This is a genomic window from Mesorhizobium sp. C395A (genome assembly GCF_030323205.1).
Classification (GTDB): domain Bacteria; phylum Pseudomonadota; class Alphaproteobacteria; order Rhizobiales; family Rhizobiaceae; genus Mesorhizobium.
Map to the genome: position 1 here is coordinate 5,404,003 of NZ_CP100473.1, position 22,778 is coordinate 5,426,780.

The window sequence follows — 22,778 nt, forward strand, 5'->3', positions numbered from 1 at the left end:
ATTCGCTACTCGCTATTCGCTACTCGCTCCTGACCGAGGAGAACCTGCATGGACACCCAGATGCTGATCGGCTCGAGCTTCGAGAACGGCACCGAGACCGAGGAGCCGATTCTGAATCCAAAGACCGGGGCGACCATTCTCAACCTGCCTGAAGCCAGCCAGGCGCAGATCGAGGCGGCTGTTACTGCCGCCGAGCGAGCGTTCGTCTTGTGGTCACGCACAACGCCGGCGCAGCGCTCCGGCTATCTCCTCAAGATCGCCGACCGCATCGAGGCCAACGCGCGGGAGTTCGCGGCGCTCGAGGCGCTGAATTGCGGCAAGCCGATCAACGCCGTGCTCAATGACGAAATCCCGGCGATCGTCGACTGCTATCGCTTCTTTGCCGGCGCGGTACGTTCGATGCCGGGCGTGGTCGCCGGCGAATATCTGCCCGGCCACACCTCGATGGTGCGGCGCGACCCGATCGGCATCGTCGCTTCCATCGCGCCGTGGAACTATCCACTGATGATGATGGCCTGGAAGCTGGCGCCGGCCATTGCCGGCGGCAACACCGTCGTCTTCAAGCCGTCGGAGCAGACGCCGCTGACGGCGCTGAAGCTGGCCAGGATCCTGGCCGAGGTGCTGCCCGAGGGCGTCGTCAATGTCGTGCTCGGCCGCGGCGACAGCGTCGGCAACACGCTGATCAATCACGCCAAGGTCAACATGATTTCGATCACCGGCGACGTCGCCACGGGCAAGAAGGTGCTGCAGGCCGCCGCCAAGTCGGTCAAGCGCACGCATCTGGAGCTCGGCGGCAAGGCGCCGGTCATCGTTTTCGACGATGCCGACCTCGGCGCCGTGGTCAACGGCCTGCGCGCTTTCGGCTACTACAATGCCGGGCAGGATTGTACAGCCGCTTGCCGCATCTATGCCGGCAAGAAGATCTACGACAAGCTCGTCGCCGATCTCTCTTCTGCCGTCTCGACCATCAAATACAACCAGCCCGACGACACCGAAAATGAGATCGGGCCGCTGATCTCGCGCCGCCAGCGCGATCGCGTCTCGAGCTTCGTCGAGCGCGCTTCGGAACTGAAGCACATCGAGATCACCACCGGCGGCAAGCCGGGCGAAGGCTCCGGCTTCTATTACCAGCCGACGGTGGTTGCCGGCGCGCTGCAGGAAGACGAGATCGTGCGCCGCGAAGTGTTCGGTCCGGTCGTCTCCATCACCCGCTTCTCCGAAGTCGATGAAGCCGTGAACTGGGCCAATGACAGCGACTACGGCCTGGCATCCTCGGTGTGGACCAAGAACGTCTCGCGCGCCATGGCGACGGCCGCCCGTCTGCAATATGGCTGCACCTGGATCAACACCCATTTCATGCTGACCAACGAGATGCCGCATGGCGGGCTGAAGCAGTCTGGCTACGGCAAGGACATGTCTCTCTATGCGCTGGAGGATTATACCGCCGTTCGTCATGTGATGGTGGCGCATGGGTAGAGGCCGCCACTATCTCTAAAATATTCGCCAACCCGTTTTCTGTACATTAAGCGAGAGTTACTTTTGCGGTACGGCGGGAGTTCACGATTTACTGAATATTCAACCTGAACGAGCAGCCTCTTGCCGGGAAACCGCGCGGCGAGGGGTTTGCGCATGAACACGACCAAGATCAAGCTGGTACTCATTGGCGGCTTCTGTCTGCTGATCGCTGTGTTCGGCGGCAAGGACATGATCAAGAAGAGCGGCTGGCCCGAGGCGCCTGCTGAAATCCTCGCGGTCAATGTCGAATGCGACATGGAATCGACCGCCCACAAGATTGTCTACAAGACCGTCAGCACCGCCACGATCCCGTGCGAACTGGTGGATGCGTTCAAGACGGTTCATGCTGACAAAGAGTGGAAGGTGACCCAGAAATTCACCGGCACCTTGCGCGTCGGCACCGGCGCCGACGCCGTCGAGGCCACGATGGAGCTGAACAAGAACGGTGCCCGCGAACCGCAGGTCGGCGACAAGCTCACCGTCGTCCAGAACCCCGCCAACCCCACCCAGATCGAACGCACCGGCATGACCGGCACGCGTTTGACGATCGTCATTGGCGCTGGACTGCTCGGCGCGTTGCTTCTCTATCTTGCTTTCAAACCCCGCCGGCGGATGTCGACCTCCGCCGTGGCGGGCAACCCTGCCGGAGATGCCGGCGCGGACCAGCGCGCGCGCCAGGCCGACGCCTTGATAGCGGCGGCCCTGGCCAAGCAGGCCACATTGCCCAATCAGCCGGCACGTGTCGCGGCTGCCGGATCGGCCAGGGAAGGGCGGTTTTCCGGGCAGCGGACGAGTTTCGGCCGCCGCAACTGATGGCCGAAAACTGCTGCACCTGCACGGCTACTCCACGATGCGGTAGATGTTCCAAAGGCTGGTGCCTGAAACGACGTAGGGCTCCATCTCCTTGCCCCATTTGGCGTGCGCGTCGATCTTGCCGATCCTGGCGAAGAATCCCTCCAGCTGGGCAAGGCTTTCGACCTGATGATGCGATTCGACCGTCGCTTCCCGAGCTCCGACCGAACCGGTCATGATCTGGAACTCGAGATCGGCAATGCCGACCTGAGAGCCGATCTCGCGTTCCCATTTCTTCAACAGGTCGAGCACGGTCTGCTTGTGCCCGAACTTGGCGTCGATCTGCCATCTGGCGCTGAACATTTTTGTCTCCTCCAGTTTTGCGGCCCAAACCGCGGTTGATCTTTCCGCGGTGGAACTACTCGTCCCAGGCCTGCACGACGGTCTGTCGTGCGATCCGCCCATTCTTCAGCTCCAGCATCGCCGCGCAGAACACTTTCGTTCCGTCCGGATAGGCGCAGGCCTGGGTGAAGGCGAGATTGTCGCCATCGGCGATGGTGGTGTCGACCTTGTGGGTCATCGCCCGGCTGCAGATGTCGTCCCAGAAGGTGCTGATCGCCGCCCGGCCGCGGATCTCGCGCGGCTTGCTCGGCGGATTGTTGCGGTCGATCACCCGCACCAGTGCGTCGTCGGCATAGAAGCTAGCGAGCATCCTGCCGTCCCGTCCTTCGATCGCTTTCTTGATCGCCGCGCCGTCCACGCTCTGCGTCTTGGTCAGCATCTTCTCCTCCATGGCCCGTTGATCGGGCGGTTGAATGATCACAAGCAATGCCCGGCGCACCGCCCGGCAGTTTCTTTCACTGCGACTTGGCTTTGACGGCTGCGAACACGCCGTCGGTCTGTTGTTTGAAGGTCGCGAAATCGACCTGGCTGCCGTTGAGCATCGTCGACCAGTGGCGCACGATGGCCGCCATCGCGATCGCCTCCTTGATCTCCTCATCGGTCGCGCCATTGAGCTTGGCGGCCTCGGTGTGGAAATAGATGCAGTACTGGCAGGGGATCTGCGAGGCGACGGCCAGCCCCAGCAGTTCCTTGGTCTTGCCGTCGAGCGCGGTCTTGGGGTTGAGCTGCACACCCTTGATCTCGGCCCAGGCGCCGGCAACCGCGACATCGGGCAGCGTCTTGAACATGTCCGGCACTGAGCCGAGCGTCGCCTCGATGTCCTTGTAGGCGGCGGCCGCCGAGGCATCCTCGGCTCTGGCGGGAGCGATCGTGAACAACGCGCCAACGCCTGCCGCTATCACCAGCGATTTGATCGACCTGTTTGACTTCAGCATTGCATCCTCCATCCGCAGTGCCTTTCCCGGCGACATCCGCCTGGCCTGCATGGAGAGAATTGGTACGCCTCGACCCCACCTGGCCGCTTCGCCCGAAAGCGCCATGGTCCCTATGGCCCGTCCGGGCCAGCCTGCCTGGCGGAAAATGCCGCTGCCGCCGCCCGTGACGGCAAATCGAGCTTCAGCAATATGTTGGCGACATGACGCTTGACCGTATGCTCGCTGAGCCTCAGCTCGGCGGCGATCGCGGCATTGCTCTTGCCGTCGGCGATCAGGATCACCACCTCGCTTTCGCGCGCCGTCAGTTGAGCCGGCTCGGCGGGTTTCGCCTTGGGGCGGCAGGCCGGCTCCAGGTGCTGTTCCGACGTTGCCTGGACCAGCGCCAGCGGCTCGTCCAGCTCATCCACCGTGACACGCCCGGCATCGATGAAATGCAGGCCGGACCCCGCCGCCAGATCGGCGGCCAGCCGCGACGCCAGAATATCGCCGCGCCCGGCATGGGCGGCGATCTGCATCGTCACCCGTGCCATCAGCCCCACCGGCGGCCCGCGCATTTCGACCTCACCGACATGGGCGCCCTGGGCGCTTGCAATGCCCATATGTTGCGCCGCATCGCGCAGTGCCGCCGCGCAGCGTATGGCCCGCGCCGGCCCGTCGAAGCGCGAGATCATCAATTCGCCATGGATGCCGGCGACGCGTCCGCCATGACGGCCGACCAGCTGCTGCCAGCTCTCCTGGAAGCGCTCGCTACGTTCGCTCCACATGCGGTCGCCAACCCGCGCCGTGTCGTAGATGCGTGTCGCCAGAAGAGCGGCAAGCACGCGCTCCGCTTCGGCCACGGCACGCTCGCCGGTCAGGAATTCCTCGATCAGGTCGGCCACCCGGTCGACATCGCCGGTCCAGATCGGGTGGTCGCGCCCGGGGACCTCGACCAATCGCGCATTGGCGATCTCTTTCGCCAGGAAGCGGCTGGCGTCCGGGTCGACCCGCGCGTCGTTGCGGCGATGAATGAGCAGTGTCGGTGCGCCGATCGCCGAAAGCACGCCGCGCACATCGATTCCGGCATTCATCCGGGCAAGGGCTGCCGCTGCCGTCGGACTGGCCGACAGCCGCTCGAAGCGGGCCCACCACTGGGTGAAATGCGCATCATCTACCCGGCCGGGAGCGAAGTTGGGCAGTGTGGCGCCCGTGCCCCATTCCGTGCCGGCCGTCGCGATGAAGGCCTCGAGGCGCTCCGGCGACATCACCCATTTGTGGAAATGCGCATAACCGCCATAGAGCGCCAGCGCTCGTGTCCGTTCCGGATAGGTGGCGGCAAACAACATTGCCATCGGCGCGCCTTCCGAAGCGCCGAGCAAGGCCGCGCGGCCGCTGCCGGTGGCATCCATCACCGCGCGCACATCGTCCATGCGGGTTTCGAGGCTGGGCAGGTGGCGTGGGTCGACGCGGTCGGACAGGCCGGTGCCGCGCTTGTCGAACAGGATCAGCCGCGAGAACGCCGAGAGCCGTTTCAAGAGCCTGGCGTAGCCCTCGTCTTCCCAATGCAGGTCGAGATTGGAGATGAAGCCGGGCACGAAAACCAGGTCGAACGATCCCTGGCCGACCACCTGATAGGCGATCCGCACGTCGCCGCTAAGGGCATATCGCGTCTCGATCGGCCTCACGTTGCTATCCCGCCCGGCCAGACGATTTCTGATCGCCGACCATAGCAGACGCCCGGCGGATGCGGCAGCCAAACTTTAGAAGACAGGAATATAGCCCGCGGCGAGCCGTGTTCGCCCGCCATTTCTGGGGGAGGCTATTTCTGGGGAGCGGCGCTCTCTGCACCCGTGGGTTGGACGTAGCCGATGCTCACATCGGCCTGCTCCTCGGTCTTCGGCCGCTTGATCCTGGCCGAGGCCACGACGACGAGTTCGTCAAAACCTTCGCCGCCGCTGTCCAGCATCTCGAAGAACTGCCGGCGCATCCTGGGCTCCCAGAACTTGTTGATGTGCTCGGCCACGCCCGCCACACCTTCCTCGCGGGGCCTTGAATGGAAGAAGGCGGCGATCTGGTTGGCCATGCGCACCAGCTTTTCCCCGGTGCTCGTGATGTGTTCTTCGTTATGCGACATGCTGGGCAACTCCCAAGACCACCCGTTCCGGGTGGGTGAAAACATCGAAATCATCGCCGCGCACCAGCGCTACCAGTGTCATGCCGGCCTCATCAGCGGTGCGGATGGCGAGCGCTGTCGGCGCCGACACGGCGATGATGAAGGCGGAGCCGATCGCCGCCGTTTTCTGCACCATCTCCACCGAGACGCGTGATGTCACCACCACCGCGCCCGATGCACCGTCAATGCCGGCCTTGGCCAGCGCGCCGGCCAGTTTGTCCAGCGCATTGTGCCGGCCGACATCCTCGCGCGCCATGACGATGCCTTTGCCGGGAATGTAGAAGCCCGCTGCATGCACGGCGCCGGTTTCTGAATGCAGAGGCTGCACCTTGGACAAAAGCTTTACCGAACGGGTGATATCGTCGGCTTCAAGCGTAAGCTTGGACGCACCAACCTTGTCGACCGAGCGCATCGCTTCCTCGATCGATTCGATGCCGCATAGCCCACAGCCGACCGGACCGGCCAATCGCCTGCGTCGCGCCTCGAAGCGCGTATTGGCCTGGTCCTTCAACCGGATCTGGATATCGATCCCGGCGCCATGGTCCTCGACCTCGATCGCCTCTATCTCGTCAGGCAACGCGATGATGCCTTCGGTCAGCGAGAAGCCGAGCGCGAAATCCTCGAAATCGGCCGGGCTCGCCATCATCACCGCATGGGTGGTACCGGCAAAGGAGAACGCCACCGGCGTCTCCTCCGGCACCATGCGGTTGGCCGATGTCGTGCCGCTGGCGCGGTGGGCAAGGCGAGAGATTTGGGTGGTGGCTTGGCGTTTGCGGGTCACGAGGCGCGCCCCTCTGCCCTGTTCGTCCTTAGCAGTAGCTGTGGAGGCTCGCGCCTTTCCTCTCCCCCGTCGACCGGGGGAGAGGTGTCAAGCGAAGCTTGACGGAGTGGGGGTCGACTGCTCGCCAGATAGGCCGGTTTGCCTGCTCTTTGGGTTGTGCGCGACTTTCGACGGCTGCGTGTTGCGGGGCCAGCTTCCCCCACTCCGTCGCCGCTTCGCGGCGCCACCTCTCCCCCCTCCGGAGGGAGAAGAAAGGCGCCAGGCGGCATAAGCTCGCGTCCTTCCTGACGGAGTAGGGGTCGACCAACCGTCAAGATTGAAGCTCTTATTGTCGAACGCCGTGGCAAGACTACTCCGCCGCTTCCAGCTTTGCGATGCGGCGGCTCTGCTCGGCCTGCTCGTTATAATCGCGCTGCCAGTCCGAAGGCCCGTTGGAGGCGCCGACCTGCACCGCGGTCACCTTGTACTCCGGGCAGTTGGTCGCCCAGTCCGAGAAGTCGGTGGTGATGACGTTGGCCTGCGTGTCGGGATGGTGGAACGTTGTGTAGACCACACCTGGCGACACCCGGTCGGTGATCAGCGCACGCAGCGTCGTCTCACCCGAACGGCTGGTCAGCCGCACCCAGTCGCCATCGCGCAGGCCGCGGTTCTCGGCATCGTGCGGATGGATCTCCAGCCGGTCCTCCGAGTGCCACATGACGTTTTCGGTGCGCCTTGTCTGTGCACCGACATTGTACTGGCTGAGGATGCGACCGGTGGTCAGCAGCAACGGGAAACGCGGCCCGGTCCGCTCGTCGGTCGCCACATATTCTGTGCGGATGAACTTGCCCTTGCCGCGCACGAAGCCGTCGATATGCATGATCGGCGTGCCGAGCGGCGCCTTCTCGTTGCAGGGCCATTGCACCGATCCGACACGGTCGAGCAGATCGAAAGAGACGCCGGCGAAGCTTGGCGTCGTTTTGGCGATCTCGTCCATGATTTCGGAGGGATGCTGGTAGTTCCAATCCAGCCCGATCGCGCGGGCAAGCTCCTGTGTCGCTTCCCAGTCGGCATAGCGCGCCTTCGGCTCCAGCACCTTGCGCACCATGTTGATGCGGCGCTCGGCATTGGTGAAGGTGCCGTCCTTTTCCAGGAAGGTCGAGCCCGGCAGGAAGACATGCGCGTAGTTAGCTGTCTCGTTGAGGAACAGGTCGTGCACGACGACGCATTCCATCGCCGCCAGGCCGGCCGCGACATGCTTGGTATCAGGGTCGGATTGCAGGATGTCCTCGCCCTGGATGTAGATGCCCTTGAAGGATCCGTCGACGGCGGCATCCAGCATGTTGGGGATGCGCAGGCCCGGTTCGTCGTCGAGCTTCACCCCCCACAACGTCTCATAGATGTCGCGCACCGCCTCGCCGGAGATGTGGCGGTAGCCCGGCAGTTCATGCGGGAACGAGCCCATGTCGCAGGAACCCTGCACGTTGTTCTGGCCGCGCAGCGGATTCACCCCGACGCCCGGGCGGCCGATATTGCCGGTCGCCATGGCAAGGTTGGCGATCGCCATAACCGTGGTCGAACCCTGGCTGTGTTCGGTCACGCCGAGGCCGTAATAAATCGCGCCATTGCCGCCCTTGGCATAGAGCCGTGCAGCACCTCGGATCAGTTCGGGATCGACGCCGGACAGCTTGCCCACGATTTCGGGGCTGTTTTCCGGCAAGGCGACGAAAGAAGCCCAATCCTGGAACTCCGCCCAGTCGCAGCGATCGCGGATGAAGGCTTCGTCGAAAAGCCCTTCGGTAACGATGACATGCGCCAGCGCCGTCAGCACCGCCACGTTGGTGCCGGGCTTCAGCGGCAGGTGATAGTCGGCCTCGATATGCGCCGACTTGACCATTTCGGTGCGGCGCGGATCGAGCACGATCAGCTTGGCGCCCTGGCGCAGCCGCTTTTTCAGCCGCGAGGCGAACACCGGGTGCGCGGAAGCCGGATTGGCGCCGATGATGACGGCGACATCGGTGAAATCGACGGAATCGAAATCCTGCGTGCCGGCCGAGGTGCCATAGGTCTGGCCGAGGCCGTAGCCGGTCGGCGAGTGGCAGACGCGCGCGCAAGTGTCGACATTGTTGTTGCGGAAGCCTTGGCGCACCAGCTTCTGGACGAGATAGGTCTCTTCATTCGTGCAGCGCGAGGACGTGATACCGCCGATCGAGGTGCGGCCGTATTGATACTGGATACGGCGGAATTCCTTGGCCGTATGGGCGATGGCCTCTTCCCAACTCACCTCGCGCCAGGGATCGCTGACCTTTTCCCGGATCATAGGCGACAGGATGCGGTCCTTGTGGGTGGCATAGCCATAGGCGAAACGGCCCTTCACGCAGGAGTGGCCGTGGTTCGCCTTGCCGTCCTTGTAGGGCATCATGCGAATGACTTCGTCGTCCTTCACTTCGGCCTTGAACGAGCAGCCGACGCCGCAATAGGCGCAGGTGGTGACAGCGGAACGCTCGGGCATGCCTTTCTCAAGCACGGTCTTTTCACGCAGCGCATCGGTCGGACAGGCCTGCACGCAGGCGCCGCAGGACACGCATTCGGAGGCGATGAAATCCTCGTGCATGCCGGCGACCATGCGCGATTCGAAACCGCGGCCCTCGATCGTCAGCGCGAAGGTGCCCTGCACCTCCTCGCAGGCCCGCACGCAGCGCGAGCAGACGATACATTGCGCCGGATCATAGGTGAAATAGGGGTTGGACTCGTCGCGGGCGATGTAGTCGACCGCCAGCGAGCCATGGCCGGGCGCGACGCCGTTTTCCTGCTTGACGTGGTTGCGGCCCTCAATGCCGAAGCGGTTCTCGGTCAGGCCGACCGATTTCGCCACAACGTCGAACTCGCTGGCGCCGGTGCCGGCCTTCTCGTTCCAGCCGGTCGGGTGGTCGGAGACGTAAAGCTCCATGACACCGCGGCGGATGGCGTCGAGCCGCTCGGATTGCGTGCGCACCACCATGCCTTCGCCGACGGGGGTCGTGCAGGATGCCGGCGTGCCGCCGCGCCCGTCGATCTCGACCAGGCAGACGCGGCAGGAGCCGAACGAGTCCAGCATGTCCGTGGCGCAGAGTTTTGGGATCTCGACCCCGCCTTCCATCGCCGCGCGCATGATCGACGTACCCTCCGGCACGCTGATGCTGCGGCCGTCGACGATCAGCGTAACCTGCTTTTGCGCCTTCGATTCCGGGGTTCCGTAATCGAGTTCTTCGATGAGTGTCGGGAAGTCGGCCTTGATATTCATCTGCCAGCTCCTATTCAGCAGCCACGCGCGCCGGCGCGGGCTTGAAATCTTCGGGGAAATGGGTGATCGAGCTCATCACCGGATAGGGCGTGAAGCCGCCCAGCGCGCAGAGCGATCCGAACTTCATCGTGTTGCAGAGATCGGTGACCAGTGCCAGGTTCTTCTCCGGCTCGATGCCGGCGGCAAGCCGGTCGATGGTCTCCACCCCGCGTATCGAGCCGATGCGGCAGGGCGTGCACTTGCCGCAGCTTTCGATGGCGCAGAACTCCATGGCAAAGCGCGCCTGCTTCAGCATGTCGGCCGTGTCGTCGAACACGGTGATGCCGGCATGGCCGATCAGCCCGTCGCGCTTCGCGAACTCTTCGTAGTCGAACGGCGTGTCGAACAGGCCGCGCGGGAAATAGGCGCCGAGCGGGCCGCCGACCTGCACCGCCTTCACCGGGCGACCTGTGGCCGTACCGCCGCCGATATCGTCGACGATCTCGCCCAGCGTCATGCCGAACGCCGCCTCGAACAGGCCGCCGAACTTGACGTTGCCGGCGATCTGTATCGGGATCGTGCCGCGCGAGCGGCCCATGCCGAAATCCTTGTAGAAGGCAGCACCCTTGTCCATGATGATGGGCACGGAGGCTAGGCTGATGACGTTGTTGATCACCGTCGGCTTGCCGAACAGACCCTGGATTGCCGGCAGCGGTGGCTTGGCGCGCACCACGCCGCGCTTGCCTTCAAGGCTGTTCAGCAGCGACGTTTCCTCGCCGCAGACATAGGCGCCGGCGCCGACGCGGATTTCCATGTCGAAGGCGTTGGGCGAACCCAGCACGCTGACGCCGAGCACGCCTGCCTTGCGGGCGACCTCGACAGCCTTGTTCATGACAGCCACCGCATGCGGATATTCCGAGCGGATATAGACGAACCCCTTGGTCGCGCCGGTGGCGATGCCGGCAATCGTCATGCCTTCGATGAGCACGAAGGGGTCGCCCTCCATAATCATGCGGTCGGCAAAGGTGGCGCTGTCGCCCTCGTCGGCATTGCAGACGATGTATTTGCGGTCAGATGTCGTATCGAGCACCGTCTTCCACTTGATGCCGGTCGGGAAGCCGGCGCCGCCTCGGCCGCGCAAGCCCGATTCCGTGACCTGTTTGACGATGTCGAGCGGCGCCATGGCCACCGCGTTCTGCAGGCCCTTGAGCCCGCCCAGTGACTTGTAGGCATCGAGCGATAGCGGGTCGTTGATGCCGCAACGCGCAAAGGTCAGGCGCGTCTGCTTGGCCAGGAACGGGATTTTGTCGGGCGCGCCCAGCCAGCGCTTGTGATGCCCGCCGGTGAGAAAGCCGCTGTCGAACAGGCTCTTGACGTCCGATGGCTTGACCGGCCCGTAAGCGACGCGGCCCTTTTCGGTCGCGACCTCGACCATCGGTTCGAGGAAATAGGCGCCGCGCGAGCCGTTGCGGACGATCTTGGCCTCGACGCCCCGTTCAGCCAGTTCCGCACGAACAGCCTTGGCGACCTTTTCGGCGCCGAGCGCCAGCGCGCCGGAGTCACCTGGAATGTAGATGCGCGGGATCATGAGCGTACCTCCCCGACGATCTCTTCGATCTTCTCGTCATCGAGCCGCCCGATCACCTCACCATCCAGCATCGCCGACGGTGAACAGGCGCACAGCCCGAGGCAATAGACAGGCTCAAGTGTAACCGATCCGTCGCGGGTGGTCTCATGGAAATCGATGCCCAACAACTGCTTGACCTTTGCGGCGATCGCATCCGAACCCATCGACTGGCAGGCTTCCGCCTGGCAGAGCTTGAGCACATGCCGGCCGGCCGGCCGGGCACGGAAATCATGATAGAAGGTCACAACGCCATGCACTTCGGCCCTCGACAGGTTCAGCCCATCGGCGATGACGGGCACGGCGTCCTGCGGCACGTGGCCAAATTCGTCCTGGATCTCGTGCAGGATCGGCAGCAGCGGGCCTTCGAGGCCCTTCAACTCCTGGATGATCGCCGCCGTGCGCGACTGTATCTCGGTACTTGCTGGCTGCATCGTCACGCAGCGCCCTCCCTATCCTAGCGATCGATGCATATATCGTCCAAAAGCATGACGCGGTTTTGGAACAACGACATGCCTACGCCGCTTAATCGCTAAGTGCTTAAGAAATCAGAGAAAACCCCTGAAATCAATAAAGCGGTTTCGTTGCACGATAGAAAATTTCTATCGCGCCGATTGATCAGTTATGACTAGCTCAGCGATTGGCGCGGAAATCGTCTGCCAGCGCCATCGCCTCGTCCAGCAGCGCCTGCACCAGCGGCGTGTGCGGTTCGCGCGGCGCGGCGACCAGCCCGACCGTGTGGCTGGCATCCGGTTCGACGATCGGAATGGCCCGGATCGGCTCGGAAAAACCGAATGTTTCCGCCAGGTTGAGCGGCATGATCGACGACCATTTGCCTGTCCGTATGTGGGAGAACAGCACGATCATCGAGTTGGATTCCAGTGTCGGCCGCACCTGCACGCCGGCCTCGGCCAGATGCTGGTCGATGATGCGGCGGTTCTGCATGTCCGGCGTCAACAAGCAGAGCGGCAGCTGGCTGATTTCGGCCCATGTCACTTTGTCGCGATCCGAATAGGGATTTCCGACCGCCGTGATCAGCTGGTAGCGCTCGTCATAGAGCGGCACGCTGGTCACCCGTCCGAGAGGCTCGTTGTCGAGATAGGTGATGCCGGCATCGACGTCGAAATTGCCGAGCAGCGACAACACCTCGATCGAGGTGCGCGACAGGATAGAGAAGGTGACGCCCGGATGCTTCTCGCGAAATGGCGTCGTCAGCCGCGCCACCATGGCGAGGGCGGTTGGGATGGCGGCAATACGGATACGCCCGGACAGGCCATGTCGCGCCGCCCGCATCTCTTCGCGCATGGTCCTGGAATCGCCGACGATGCGACGCGCCCACACCAGCACCTGCTTGCCTTCCGGCGTCAGCCCCTGAAAGCGCGAACCGCGATTGACCAGCATGACGCCGAGCTGGCCCTCCAGCTGCTTGATCCCGGCCGACAAGGTCGGCTGCGTGACGCCGCACGCTTCCGCCGCCCGGCCGAAATGCTCCTCCTTGGCCAGCGCGATGAAGAATTCGAGCTTGTCGATCATCCCATCCGTCCGTTCGTTGCGCGCAAGGTCGGGGAAATTGCCTTTCGCCGCAAGCTCTACCCGCAATTGGCCATGCATCCACATCTTTGGGCCGGCTGGCTGTTTCCCCCAGCCGAACACGGCGCTATGTGGTTGGATGGAATACGAGGAGATCGGACATGCTGGGCTGGTTCCGCAAGCTTTTGCCGCGCGAAGATCGCTTCTTCGACCTCTTTGAACGGCATTCCCGCACCGTGGTCGGCGGCGCCGAGGCGCTGGAGCAGCTTCTGCAGGGCAAGGACATCGATCGCTGGTGCCAGAAGATCATCGATCTCGAGGACGAGGCCGATCATATCACGGCCGAAGTCCTGCTGGCGGTGCGGCGTTCCTTCATCACGCCTTTCGATCGCGGCGACATCAAGGACCTGATCCAGTCAATGGATGACGCCATCGACATGATGCACAAGACCGTCAAGACGGTGAAGCTGTTCGAAAAGAAGGAATTCGACCCGCTGATGCAGGAGATGGGCGGCGTCATCGTTGCCGCCTCCAGGCTGGTTGCCGAAGCGATCCCGCTGCTCAGCAAGGTCGGCACGCACACGGTACGCCTCAACGCCATCGCCGAAGAGGTCATGCGCGTCGAAAGCCGCGCCGACGATCTGCATGAGCAGGGATTGAAGGACCTGTTCAAGCGGCATGGCCGCAGCGATCCGATGGCCTACCTGATCGGCTCGGAGATCTACGGCCAGCTGGAGAAGGTGGTCGACCGCTTTGAGGACGTCGCCAACGAGATCAGCGGCATCGTCATCGAGAACGTTTAGGCAATGGAAGCCACCATCGCCTTTCCCGTGCTGATCGGCCTTGTCGCCGTCGCGCTGTTTTTCGATTTTCTCAACGGCCTGCACGATGCGGCGAACTCCATCGCCACCATCGTCTCCACCCGCGTGCTGAGACCACAATATGCGGTCCTGTGGGCGGCTTTCTTCAATTTCATCGCCTTCATGTTCTTCGGCCTTCACGTGGCTGAAACCGTGGGAAAAGGTATCGTCGACGTCAGCATCGTCACGCCGGCGGTGATCTTCTCGGCGCTCGTCGGCGCCATCGTCTGGAACATCGTCACCTGGATTGCCGGCATCCCGTCCAGCAGTTCGCATGCCCTGATCGGCGGGCTCGTCGGCGCCGGCGTTGCAAAGGCTGGGCCCGGCGCCATCGTCTGGACCGGGCTTGGCAAGACGGTCGCCGCAATCGTCGTGTCGCCGGCGACAGGGTTTGTTCTGGCGCTGGTCCTGATCCTGGCCGTTTCCTGGCTGTTCGTGCGCCAGACACCGTTCGCCGTCGACAGCACTTTCCGCGTCATGCAGTTCTTTTCGGCCTCGCTTTATTCGCTAGGGCACGGCGGCAACGACGCCCAGAAAACCATGGGCATCATCGCCGTGCTGCTCTATTCGCAAGGTATGCTCGGCGGGACGTTCTACGTGCCGCTGTGGGTCGTCCTCACCTGTCAGACAGCACTGGCGCTCGGCACTTTGTTCGGCGGCTGGCGCATTGTCCACACGATGGGCTCGAAGATCACCCGGTTGAACCCGATGCAGGGCTTCTGCGCCGAGACCGGCGGCGCCATCACCCTGTTTGCCGCCACCTGGCTTGGCGTTCCCGTGTCGACCACCCATACGATCACCGGGGCCATCATCGGTGTCGGCGCTGCCCGTCGCGTCTCGGCCGTGCGCTGGGGCATTGCCGGCAACATCGTCATCGCCTGGATCGTCACCTTGCCGGCCACGGCTGCAATTTCGGCGCTCACCTACCTTGCGGTTGGCCTGGCAAGGTGAGGCGGACACTGTGGTGCTTGGAGTCGCTGCCAATCTGCACTATCTGAGCCGCAGCCAAACGCCTTAGGGAACAATGCATGTCCGTCACCAAGGAAATCGTCACCGAGCGTCTGAAGACGGTCAACGGGCCGGACTTCACCGGCAACATCGTCGACCTCGGCATGGTTTCGGAGATTTTCATCGCCGATTCGAAAGTGTTTTTCTCGATCACCGTTCCCGCCGCCCGTGCACAGGAGATGGAGCCGCTGCGCGCCGCAGCCGAGCGTGTCGTCAAGGCGATCCCTGGTGTCGCCGGCGCCGTCGTCGCGCTGACGGCGGAGAAGAAGGGCGGCGGCATGGAGGCTCCGGTTGCGTCGCGTCCCGCGCCCAGGCCGGCACCCCCGGCTGCGCCAGCCGCGCCGCGCCCAGCTCCACACTCTCCAGCCCCGCACGCCCCGGCCTCGGAAAGGTCGGGCAAGCGCGGCGTGCCCGGCATCGAGGCGATCATCGCGGTGGCGTCCGGCAAGGGCGGCGTCGGCAAGTCGACCACCGCCGTCAACATCGCGCTTGGCCTCGCCGCCAACGGTTTGCGTGTCGGCGTGCTCGATGCCGATATTTATGGCCCGTCCATGCCCAGGCTGCTCAACATCCATGGCCGGCCGCAGACCGTCGACGGCAAGATCCTGAAACCGATGGAGAATTACGGCCTTAAGGTGATGTCGATGGGCTTCCTCGTCGACGAGGAGACGCCGATGATCTGGCGCGGTCCGATGGTGATGTCGGCGCTGACGCAGATGCTGCGCGAGGTCGAATGGGGCCGCCTCGACGTGCTCGTCGTCGACATGCCGCCCGGCACCGGCGACGCCCAGCTGACCATGGCCCAGCAGGTGCCGCTGGCCGGCGCCGTCATCGTCTCGACGCCGCAGGATCTGGCGCTGATCGACGCCCGCAAAGGATTGAATATGTTCAAGAAGGTCGACGTGCCGCTGCTCGGCATCGTGGAGAACATGAGCTATTTCATAGCCCCCGATACCGGCAAGCGCTACGACATCTTTGGCCATGGCGGGGCGCGGCGCGAGGCCGAGCGACTCGGCGTGACCTTCCTCGGCGAAGTGCCGCTGGAAATGGGCATTCGCGAAAGTTCTGATGAAGGTGCTCCGGTGGTGGCGTCGAAGCCAGACAGCGCCGAGGCGAAGATCTATCGCGGCATTGCTTCGAAGGTCTGGGACCGGGTCAACGAAGAACGCGGCGCGGCCGAAGCGGCGGTGCCGAACATCGTGTTCGAGTAGCTCGGATGGTCCCTCCCCCTTGAGGGGAGGGTGGCCCGAAGGGCCGGGTGGGGTCCGCGGTGACACGCTCGACGCTATTTCTTTACAAGTCGAGGCAGCTCAACTCACGTTGAGGCAGTTGAGGCGACCCCACCCGCCTCGCTTCACGAGGCACCCTCCCCTCAAGGGGGAGGGGAACCCACCTTCTCGCCAAAGCTTGAAAAGAACTGCCCGGCCAGCTTCTTCGAAGTCGATTCGATCAGCCGGCTGCCGAGTTGGGCGATCTTGCCGCCGACTTCGGCCTTGGCCGCGTATTTGAGGACCGTCGCATCCGGCCCGTCCGCCGTCAGCGTCACGTCGGCGCCACCCTTCGCGAAGCCGGCAATACCGCCCTTGCCCTCGCCCTGGATGGTGTAGGAGTGCGGCGGCTTCAGGTTCTTCAACGTCACCTCGCCGTTGAATGTCGCCTTGATCGGTCCGATCTTCAACACCACCGTCGCCGCCATTTCGGTCGGCGATTTCATCTCCAGGTGCTGGCAGCCGGGAATGGTCGCCTGCAAAACCTTCGGATCGTTCAGCGCGTCCCACACTTTCTGCAGGGGGGCGGCAATGCGTTCCTCGCCTTCGATCACCAAAGCCATCGACACCTCCCGGACAGACTTCGAAGGCCTAACGCACGGTCTGGTCTGTGTCTATCGCACCAAAGTCCGGTTGCGACGGTGCGCCCTCTTGCCTGCTTCCGCGCGTTGCCATATCGATTTGTCTTACAAATACGGAGACCATGATGGCAGGCGCCCCCACCGGAAAGAAGAAATTTCGCTCGCAGGAGTGGTTCGACAATCCCGACAATCCAGGCATGACCGCGCTCTACCTCGAGCGCTACCTGAACTACGGCCTGACGCGGGCCGAGTTGATGTCGGGCAAGCCGCTGATCGGCATCGCCCAGACCGGCTCGGATCTGTCGCCGTGCAACCGCCACCATATCGAACTGGCCAAGCGCGTGCGCGAAGGCATCGTCTCGATGGGCGGCATCCCCTTCGAATTCCCGTGCCATCCGATCCAGGAGACCGGCAAGCGCCCGACCGCGGCACTCGACCGCAACCTTGCCTATCTCGGTCTGGTCGAAGTGCTCTACGGCTATCCGCTCGACGGCGTCGTGCTGACCATCGGCTGCGACAAAACCACGCCGGCGCTGCTGATGGCGGCGGCCACCGTCAATATTCCGGCCATAGCACTTTCGGTCGGACCGATGCTCAATGGCTGGCACAAAGGCAAGCGCACGGGATCCGGCACCATCGTCTGGGAATCGCGCCAGCGGCTCTCCGCCGGCGAGATCGACTATGACGAGTTCATGGACATCGTCGCCTCATCGGCGCCGTCGACCGGCTATTGCAACACCATGGGCACCGCCACCACGATGAACTCGCTGGCAGAGGCGCTCGGCATGCAATTGCCGGGCTCGGCTGCCATTCCGGCACCCTACCGCGAGCGCGGCCAGATCTCCTATGAGACGGGCAAGCGCATCGTCGAGATGGTGCATGAGGATCTGAAGCCATCCGACATCATGACGCGCAAGGCGTTCGAGAACGCCATTGTCGTCAATTCGGCGATTGGCGGCTCGACCAATGCGCCGATCCACCTCAACGCGATTGCCCGCCATCTCGGCGTGCCGCTCACCAATGACGACTGGCAGACGGTCGGCCTCCATGTGCCGCTCATCGTCAATCTGCAGCCATCTGGCGAATATCTCGGCGAGGACTATCATCATGCCGGCGGTGTGCCGGCTGTGGTTGCCGAACTGATGAAGGCCAAGCTGCTGCCCTATCCCGAAGCCATGACCGTCAACGGGAAATCGATCGGCGACAATTGCAAGGGGGTCGCCAACGAGAATACCGATGTCATCCGCACTGTTGCCGAGCCGCTGAAGGCCAATGCCGGCTTCATCAATCTCAGCGGCAATCTGTTCGATTCCGCCATCATGAAGATGAGCGGCATCTCGCCGGAATTCCGCGAACGCTATCTCTCCAACCCGAACGACCCGGAAGCCTTCGAAGGCAACGCCATGGTCTTTGACGGGCCGGAGGACTACCACGCCCGCATCGACGATCCGGCGCAAGGCATCGACGAGCACACCATCCTGTTCATGCGCGGCGCCGGCCCAATCGGCTATCCCGGCGGCGCCGAGGTCGTCAACATGCAGCCGCCGGCCTATCTCATCAAGAAGGGCATTCACGCGCTGGCCTGCATCGGCGATGGCCGCCAGTCGGGCACATCCGGCTCGCCGTCTATCCTCAACGCTTCGCCGGAGGCCGCCATTGGCGGCGGCCTGGCGCTGCTCAAGACCGGCGACCGTGTGCGCATCGACTTACGCAAAGGCACTGCCAACATCCTCGTCTCCGACGAGGAAATCACGCGGCGCCGTGCCGAACTGCAGGACGATGGCGGCTACCACTATCCCAAGCACCAGACGCCATGGCAGGAAATCCAGCGCTCCATGGTCGACCAGTTCTCGGAGGGCATGGTGCTGAAGCCGGCGGTGAAATATCAGGACGTCGCGCACACCAGCGGCGTGCCAAGGGACAACCACTAGGCGTTGCAAGTTTGGTGAAATCGAAGGCGGCTTGCCATCGGGTTTGGTGAAATCGAAGGCGGCTTGCCATCGGGCAGGCCGCCTTTTCTCATGGCAGCGCTCTTGTATCGATTGGGCCAAGTCTACAGATACGTCTTCTCGATAGGTCCTGCACGAGGGATAACACCCATCAATAACGAAGCGGCTTCCCTCGGTTTCCTCGGCATGTTCGGCCGCTCGGGTGACTTGCGGGAACTGGACAACGCGCTGCGCGGCGCCGATCTTCATCCGGCGCTTGTTCCCGAGGGGGTAAAGCTCACCATCGTCAATTTGATGAAGGATCATTGGCCGGACGAGCCGCCGCCCGACGCCTACCAGTCCGTGGCGCAGCTGTTCGGCTTTTGCATCGCGGGCCCACAAACCTTCGAGCAGGCCAATGGGCCGGAGCGGCGGCTGGAGGCTGAGCGCCGCATCGAGGCTGCGCTTGAAACCGGCGACAGCCTGGATGCCCAGATCGTGTTGATGGCGCTGCATGGCAAGCTGATCAGCGCCGAAGTCGTCGAGCGCTTTGGGCTAAGTGCGGACTGACCTTCGTAAGGTGAAGCTTACCCGCCCATGCCGCTGCGTGGCAGCTTGATCATCTCGCCGAAGCGGGCGCGCAATTTGTCGTCTAGCAGCTTCGGCACATGGCGCGGGAAGCGCTCGGCAAGCACGCGCTTCTTTTCGATGATCGCCCGCTGCAAGATGTCGGGCCGGCCCTTCTCGTTCCATTCCTTGGGCGAAAAGCGGTCGCCGACGGCCGGATAAAAATACTCGGTCTGCATCAGGCGCAGCGTCTGCTCATTGCCGAGATAGTGGCCTGGGCCATTCATGCAGACTTCGGTGATGGTGTCGATCGACAGCGCTTCGTCGGTCACTTCGATGCCCCGCACGCAGCGCAGGCAGTGGCCCAGCATGTCATTGTCTATGATCAGGCTCTCCAGGCAAAAGCCGAGCAGCGAGGCGTGCATGCCCGCCGATTCATAGACCAGATTGAGGCCGGCAAGGCCGGCCATCACATCGGTGATCCCCTTTTCATAGCCGGACTGGATGTCGGGCAGTTTCGAATCCGTCATGCCGGCGGCCGAACCGCCCGGCAGATCGTAGAACTGCGCCATCTGCGCACAGGCCGAAGTCAGTACTGCCTGCTCGGCCGAGCCGCCCGACATCGCACCGGTCCTGAGGTCGGAGACGAACGGCCATGTGCCGAAGATCGCCGGATGCCCCGGCTTGATGGCGTTTACATAGATGAGGCCGACCAGCACTTCCGCCACCGCTTGCACCACAGCGCCGGCAATCGCCGCCGGAGCGGTGGCGCCGGCCTGGCCGGCCGATAAAAGCAGGATCGGAATGCCGCCTTCGACACAGGCTTCGAGCACGCCGCAGGCGTCCTCGGCAAACTTCATCGGCGGTACGACGAAGCAGTTGGAGTTCGACACGAACGGCCGGGCGCGGAAATTCTCCTCGCCGCCGGCGATCGCATAAAGCATTTCCAGCGCCGGCTGCACGTTCTCGCGCACCGTGAACGAGGTGCCGACATGCTTCGACGTCCCCATCACGCAGGCGTAGAGCGTGTTGAAGTCCATTTCGAGCGGATCGGGAATGTCGCGCGGCACCATGGGCCGCTGGAAGAAATGGATGTTGTCGAGCCCTTCGACGAGGCGGGCGGCGTCGTAAATGTCCTGCACCAGCGACTCTCGGTATTCGCGCTTTTCGACATCGACCAGATGCACCGCCGCACCCGCCGTGCCGTAATGCACGCGCTTGCCCTGGATCAGCATGTCATGCCTGGGGTCCTGGCCGTGCAGCGTAAAATTTCGCGCGGCTCGTCTGATCGTGTCCATCACAAGCCCACGTGGGAAACGGACGCGGCCGTCATCGCCATAGACGGCGCCGACCCCGGTCAGAGCCTCGATGCAGGAGGGAATGGCATTGGCGAAGCCGACGGTCTCCAGTAGCGTCAGCACCGCTTCATGGATGCGTTCCTGGTCGTTCTGGTTGAGCGGCCCGTAGCTGCCGCCTTCGAGGCCGGCGCGCACCGGCCGGATATCGTCGGCCAAAGGTGCTGCCCGCATGGCGCGGCGCGCTTCGCGCCCGCCGGAACGTCGCGAACGCTGGTCGGCTGATGTATCTTTAGGAGCCGCATCCTGCTTCTCAACAGCCACTGACATGGGGGGCACTCCACCTTTAGCTTGCGAAACACGACGCGATGATTGGTCCACCGTCGGCTTGCTTCGTCCCTCTGTCAGCCGACTATGCCGCTGCCATTGGCCCAGCCTATGAGCCAGTCAACGCAGCCGAGTATGCCAAGAGGCTAATGCAGAATGTTGGTGATCATGCCAAGCGCCGGGGCTGTTCAAAGCCCCGGCACAGGCAAATCAGGCTGCAGCGGGCCTGCGTCCGGCTGCGGTCGCGAGCTCGCGAATACCCGGCTCGATGTGCTGCAGTGCGATCGAGGAAATGCCCAAGCGCATGAAACGCGACGGCTTTTCGGTGCGATCGAAGAAGCGGTCGCCCGGCTCGATGATGACGCTGCGCGAGGCCGCGGCCTCGGCCAGTCCACGTGAATCGGTGCCGCGCGGGCCTTCCAGCCAGAGCGATGTGCCGCCGGCCGAATCGGTCGAGCGCCATTCCGGCAGGAATGCGGAAATCGCATGGACCAGACGCTTGCGCCGCTCGTCGAAGGCCGACGACAGCCGCCGCACCAGGGCTTCGTGATGGCCGAGCGACAGGAACAGCGCAACCGCGCGCTGGTTGTTGGCCGGCGGGTGCCTGAGCATGAAGCGGCGCAGCGCCCTGAGCTCGGAGATTAGTCCAGCCGAAGCGACGATGTAGCCAAGCCGTAGGCCCGGAGCCAGCGTCTTCGACATCGAGCCGACATAGACGACGCGACCCGAGCGATCGAGGCTCTTCAGCGCCTGCTGCGGCGCCTCGTCGAGAAGCTGGCTGTCATAGCCGTCCTCGATGATGATCTGGTTGTGGCGGTTGGCACGCGCCAGAAGGTCCTGTCGCCGCTCCGCCGACAGCGGCACCATGGTCGGGCAGTGGTGGCTGGGGGTGACGAAGACAAAGCCGGAATCGTTGGGAATGGACGAGGTGACGATGCCGGACTGATCGACCGGAACCGGCTGGATTTCGGCGCCTGCCAAGCGGAAGATCGAGCGCGCGTCGGGGTATCCCGGGTCTTCCATCGCGACCTTGGAGCCCTTTGTCATCAGCAGTGTCGCCAGCATATAGAGCGCGTTCTGGGCGCCGAGCGTGACGATGATCTCGTCCGGATTGGCGAAGATGCCGCGCCGCGGCAACAGCCGCGCCTGGATCTGCTCGATCAAGAGCGGATCGTCGCGATCGACCATGTCGGAGGCCCAGTTGCGGATTTCGAGCACGGCCAGCGCCATGCGGTTGCACTCACGCCATTCGGCGGTCGGGAACAGCGCCGGGTCGAACTGGCCGTAGACGAAGGGGTAGGACGACTTGATCCAGTTGTCGTGCTTGGCCGGCGGCGGCATGTCGCTGGCGGCGATCTGCCGGCGTGCCTTCCAGTCGATCTCGTTCTGCTGGTCGGGCGCCTTCTGGTGCGGCTTGGCGGGGGTGGCCAGCACATCCGGATTGACGAAATGGCCGCGCCGTTCGCGCGCCACCAGGAAACCTTGGTCGACCAATTGCTGGAACGCCAGCACCACAGTGCCGCGCGCGACGCCGAGTTTTTCAGCCAGGATGCGGCAGGACGGAAGCGGCATCGAAGCGGCGATCTGCCGGTCGAGAATGGCGGCGACGATCGCCTGACGGATCTGCGCCTGCAGGGTCTGGCCCGATTCCGCCGAAATCCGGAACAGGCCGGACCATATGGCCGTGTCGTTACGCTGTGGCATGGTAGGTGTTCCTCGATGGCCAGTCTTTTTTGCTTGGCTGGACCAGCGGAAGGTAACCGTGGCACAAGGGGTTGCGCCAATCAATTTTTCTGATCGCTGGGATTTATGCCAGTGATCTATGCGCGACGCGCAGCGTCGTCGCATCCCCGGGTGACGCTTGCGTCATCCCGCAGCGCGGACGCCCGCGCGATGCGAAGCGTCGTCGCGCCTCATTATCCCCAGCGCGACGCGTAGCGTCGTCGCTACTCCCATCACATCATCCAGCGCG

20 protein-coding genes are annotated in these 22,778 nt (G+C 63.6%); 7 read left to right on the forward strand and 13 right to left on the reverse strand.

Annotation, left to right across the window (positions count from 1 at the left end):
- Positions 1-48: 48 nt before the first annotated feature.
- A complete protein-coding gene (locus NLY37_RS26305) occupies positions 49-1,476 on the forward strand; it encodes a gamma-aminobutyraldehyde dehydrogenase (protein WP_023692629.1) in 1,428 nt (475 codons plus the stop codon).
- Between the two features lie 228 nt (positions 1,477-1,704).
- Complete coding sequence (locus NLY37_RS26310) at positions 1,705-2,328, forward strand: hypothetical protein (RefSeq protein WP_245262668.1); 624 nt, start codon at positions 1,705-1,707, stop codon at positions 2,326-2,328.
- A gap of 27 nt (positions 2,329-2,355) precedes the next feature.
- Here the strand turns inward: NLY37_RS26310 and NLY37_RS26315 are convergent, their stop codons facing one another.
- The 10 genes from NLY37_RS26315 to NLY37_RS26360 form a co-directional block, all read right to left on the reverse strand.
- Entirely contained in the window at positions 2,356-2,670 is a 315-nt protein-coding gene (locus NLY37_RS26315; RefSeq protein ID WP_023738143.1) for a hypothetical protein, read from the reverse strand.
- A gap of 55 nt (positions 2,671-2,725) precedes the next feature.
- Positions 2,726-3,088 carry a nuclear transport factor 2 family protein gene (locus NLY37_RS26320; RefSeq protein WP_023688799.1) on the reverse strand — a complete coding sequence of 121 codons (363 nt, stop codon included), beginning with the start codon at positions 3,086-3,088 and terminating at the stop codon, positions 2,726-2,728.
- Positions 3,089-3,164: 76 nt separating this feature from the next.
- Entirely contained in the window at positions 3,165-3,644 is a 480-nt protein-coding gene (locus NLY37_RS26325; RefSeq protein WP_023688798.1) for a carboxymuconolactone decarboxylase family protein, read from the reverse strand.
- Positions 3,645-3,754: 110 nt separating this feature from the next.
- Positions 3,755-5,308: an alpha/beta fold hydrolase gene (locus NLY37_RS26330; protein WP_023673422.1), complete on the reverse strand. Its 1,554-nt coding sequence runs from the start codon at positions 5,306-5,308 to the stop codon at positions 3,755-3,757.
- A 134-nt stretch (positions 5,309-5,442) separates the two neighbouring features.
- Positions 5,443-5,757, reverse strand: coding sequence for a formate dehydrogenase subunit delta (locus NLY37_RS26335; RefSeq protein ID WP_023673423.1), 315 nt, complete (start codon positions 5,755-5,757; stop codon positions 5,443-5,445).
- Positions 5,747-6,577 carry a formate dehydrogenase accessory sulfurtransferase FdhD gene (gene fdhD, locus NLY37_RS26340; protein WP_023731373.1) on the reverse strand — a complete coding sequence of 277 codons (831 nt, stop codon included), beginning with the start codon at positions 6,575-6,577 and terminating at the stop codon, positions 5,747-5,749. Before fdhD ends, NLY37_RS26335 begins: the two co-directional genes overlap by 11 nt.
- A 349-nt stretch (positions 6,578-6,926) precedes the next feature.
- On the reverse strand, positions 6,927-9,839 hold the full coding sequence (gene fdhF / locus NLY37_RS26345; protein ID WP_023673425.1) for a formate dehydrogenase subunit alpha: 2,913 nt from the start codon (positions 9,837-9,839) through the stop codon (positions 6,927-6,929).
- Positions 9,840-9,849: 10 nt separating this feature from the next.
- The gene (locus NLY37_RS26350) at positions 9,850-11,406 is read right to left on the reverse strand and encodes a formate dehydrogenase beta subunit (protein WP_023673426.1); all 1,557 of its coding nucleotides are present in this window, start codon (positions 11,404-11,406) and stop codon (positions 9,850-9,852) included.
- A complete protein-coding gene (locus NLY37_RS26355; protein WP_023736169.1) occupies positions 11,403-11,882 on the reverse strand; it encodes a formate dehydrogenase subunit gamma in 480 nt (159 codons plus the stop codon). Before NLY37_RS26355 ends, NLY37_RS26350 begins: the two co-directional genes overlap by 4 nt.
- A gap of 193 nt (positions 11,883-12,075) precedes the next feature.
- Positions 12,076-12,975 (reverse strand): LysR family transcriptional regulator, encoded by a 900-nt coding sequence (locus tag NLY37_RS26360; protein ID WP_023688790.1) that lies wholly within the window; start codon positions 12,973-12,975, stop codon positions 12,076-12,078.
- A 158-nt stretch (positions 12,976-13,133) separates the two neighbouring features.
- Between NLY37_RS26360 and NLY37_RS26365 the strand changes: the two genes are divergently transcribed.
- The 3 genes from NLY37_RS26365 (at position 13,134) to NLY37_RS26375 (ending at position 16,051) form a co-directional block, all read left to right on the forward strand.
- Positions 13,134-13,775, forward strand: coding sequence for a DUF47 domain-containing protein (locus NLY37_RS26365; protein ID WP_023673429.1), 642 nt, complete (start codon positions 13,134-13,136; stop codon positions 13,773-13,775).
- A gap of 3 nt (positions 13,776-13,778) precedes the next feature.
- Positions 13,779-14,783: an inorganic phosphate transporter gene (locus tag NLY37_RS26370; RefSeq protein WP_023688789.1), complete on the forward strand. Its 1,005-nt coding sequence runs from the start codon at positions 13,779-13,781 to the stop codon at positions 14,781-14,783.
- Between the two features lie 77 nt (positions 14,784-14,860).
- On the forward strand, positions 14,861-16,051 hold the full coding sequence (locus tag NLY37_RS26375; protein ID WP_286440766.1) for an Mrp/NBP35 family ATP-binding protein: 1,191 nt from the start codon (positions 14,861-14,863) through the stop codon (positions 16,049-16,051).
- 161 nt (positions 16,052-16,212) lie between these two features.
- Here the strand turns inward: NLY37_RS26375 and NLY37_RS26380 are convergent, their stop codons facing one another.
- A complete protein-coding gene (locus NLY37_RS26380) occupies positions 16,213-16,671 on the reverse strand; it encodes an SRPBCC family protein (RefSeq protein WP_023696771.1) in 459 nt (152 codons plus the stop codon).
- A gap of 143 nt (positions 16,672-16,814) precedes the next feature.
- Between NLY37_RS26380 and NLY37_RS26385 the strand changes: the two genes are divergently transcribed.
- Positions 16,815-18,620: an IlvD/Edd family dehydratase gene (locus NLY37_RS26385; RefSeq protein ID WP_023669481.1), complete on the forward strand. Its 1,806-nt coding sequence runs from the start codon at positions 16,815-16,817 to the stop codon at positions 18,618-18,620.
- A 204-nt stretch (positions 18,621-18,824) separates the two neighbouring features.
- Positions 18,825-19,187 carry a hypothetical protein gene (locus tag NLY37_RS26390; RefSeq protein WP_023740791.1) on the forward strand — a complete coding sequence of 121 codons (363 nt, stop codon included), beginning with the start codon at positions 18,825-18,827 and terminating at the stop codon, positions 19,185-19,187.
- 17 nt (positions 19,188-19,204) lie between these two features.
- Here NLY37_RS26390 and NLY37_RS26395 read toward each other — a convergent pair whose 3' ends face one another.
- Both NLY37_RS26395 and pdxR read right to left on the reverse strand, forming a co-directional pair.
- Positions 19,205-20,809: a trimethylamine methyltransferase family protein gene (locus tag NLY37_RS26395; RefSeq protein WP_023740790.1), complete on the reverse strand. Its 1,605-nt coding sequence runs from the start codon at positions 20,807-20,809 to the stop codon at positions 19,205-19,207.
- Between the two features lie 207 nt (positions 20,810-21,016).
- The gene (gene pdxR / locus NLY37_RS26400) at positions 21,017-22,510 is read right to left on the reverse strand and encodes a MocR-like pyridoxine biosynthesis transcription factor PdxR (RefSeq protein WP_023669484.1); all 1,494 of its coding nucleotides are present in this window, start codon (positions 22,508-22,510) and stop codon (positions 21,017-21,019) included.
- Between the last annotated feature and the right edge of the window lie 268 nt (positions 22,511-22,778).

Bases quoted from the DNA above. Each gene is read 5' to 3' on its own strand.
- NLY37_RS26305 (WP_023692629.1), top strand. From the start codon at position 49: ATGGACACCCAGATGCTGATCGGCTCGAGCTTCGAGAACGGCACCGAG.
- NLY37_RS26310 (WP_245262668.1), top strand. From the start codon at position 1,705: ATGATCAAGAAGAGCGGCTGGCCCGAGGCGCCTGCTGAAATCCTCGCG.
- NLY37_RS26315 (WP_023738143.1), bottom strand. From the start codon at position 2,670: ATGTTCAGCGCCAGATGGCAGATCGACGCCAAGTTCGGGCACAAGCAG.
- NLY37_RS26320 (WP_023688799.1), bottom strand. From the start codon at position 3,088: ATGCTGACCAAGACGCAGAGCGTGGACGGCGCGGCGATCAAGAAAGCG.
- NLY37_RS26325 (WP_023688798.1), bottom strand. From the start codon at position 3,644: ATGCTGAAGTCAAACAGGTCGATCAAATCGCTGGTGATAGCGGCAGGC.
- NLY37_RS26335 (WP_023673423.1), bottom strand. From the start codon at position 5,757: ATGTCGCATAACGAAGAACACATCACGAGCACCGGGGAAAAGCTGGTG.
- fdhF (WP_023673425.1), bottom strand. From the start codon at position 9,839: ATGAATATCAAGGCCGACTTCCCGACACTCATCGAAGAACTCGATTAC.
- NLY37_RS26350 (WP_023673426.1), bottom strand. From the start codon at position 11,406: ATGATCCCGCGCATCTACATTCCAGGTGACTCCGGCGCGCTGGCGCTC.
- NLY37_RS26360 (WP_023688790.1), bottom strand. From the start codon at position 12,975: ATGATCGACAAGCTCGAATTCTTCATCGCGCTGGCCAAGGAGGAGCAT.
- NLY37_RS26365 (WP_023673429.1), top strand. From the start codon at position 13,134: ATGCTGGGCTGGTTCCGCAAGCTTTTGCCGCGCGAAGATCGCTTCTTC.
- NLY37_RS26370 (WP_023688789.1), top strand. From the start codon at position 13,779: ATGGAAGCCACCATCGCCTTTCCCGTGCTGATCGGCCTTGTCGCCGTC.
- NLY37_RS26375 (WP_286440766.1), top strand. From the start codon at position 14,861: ATGTCCGTCACCAAGGAAATCGTCACCGAGCGTCTGAAGACGGTCAAC.
- NLY37_RS26380 (WP_023696771.1), bottom strand. From the start codon at position 16,671: ATGGCTTTGGTGATCGAAGGCGAGGAACGCATTGCCGCCCCCCTGCAG.
- NLY37_RS26385 (WP_023669481.1), top strand. From the start codon at position 16,815: ATGGCAGGCGCCCCCACCGGAAAGAAGAAATTTCGCTCGCAGGAGTGG.
- NLY37_RS26390 (WP_023740791.1), top strand. From the start codon at position 18,825: ATGTTCGGCCGCTCGGGTGACTTGCGGGAACTGGACAACGCGCTGCGC.
- NLY37_RS26395 (WP_023740790.1), bottom strand. From the start codon at position 20,809: ATGTCAGTGGCTGTTGAGAAGCAGGATGCGGCTCCTAAAGATACATCA.
- pdxR (WP_023669484.1), bottom strand. From the start codon at position 22,510: ATGCCACAGCGTAACGACACGGCCATATGGTCCGGCCTGTTCCGGATT.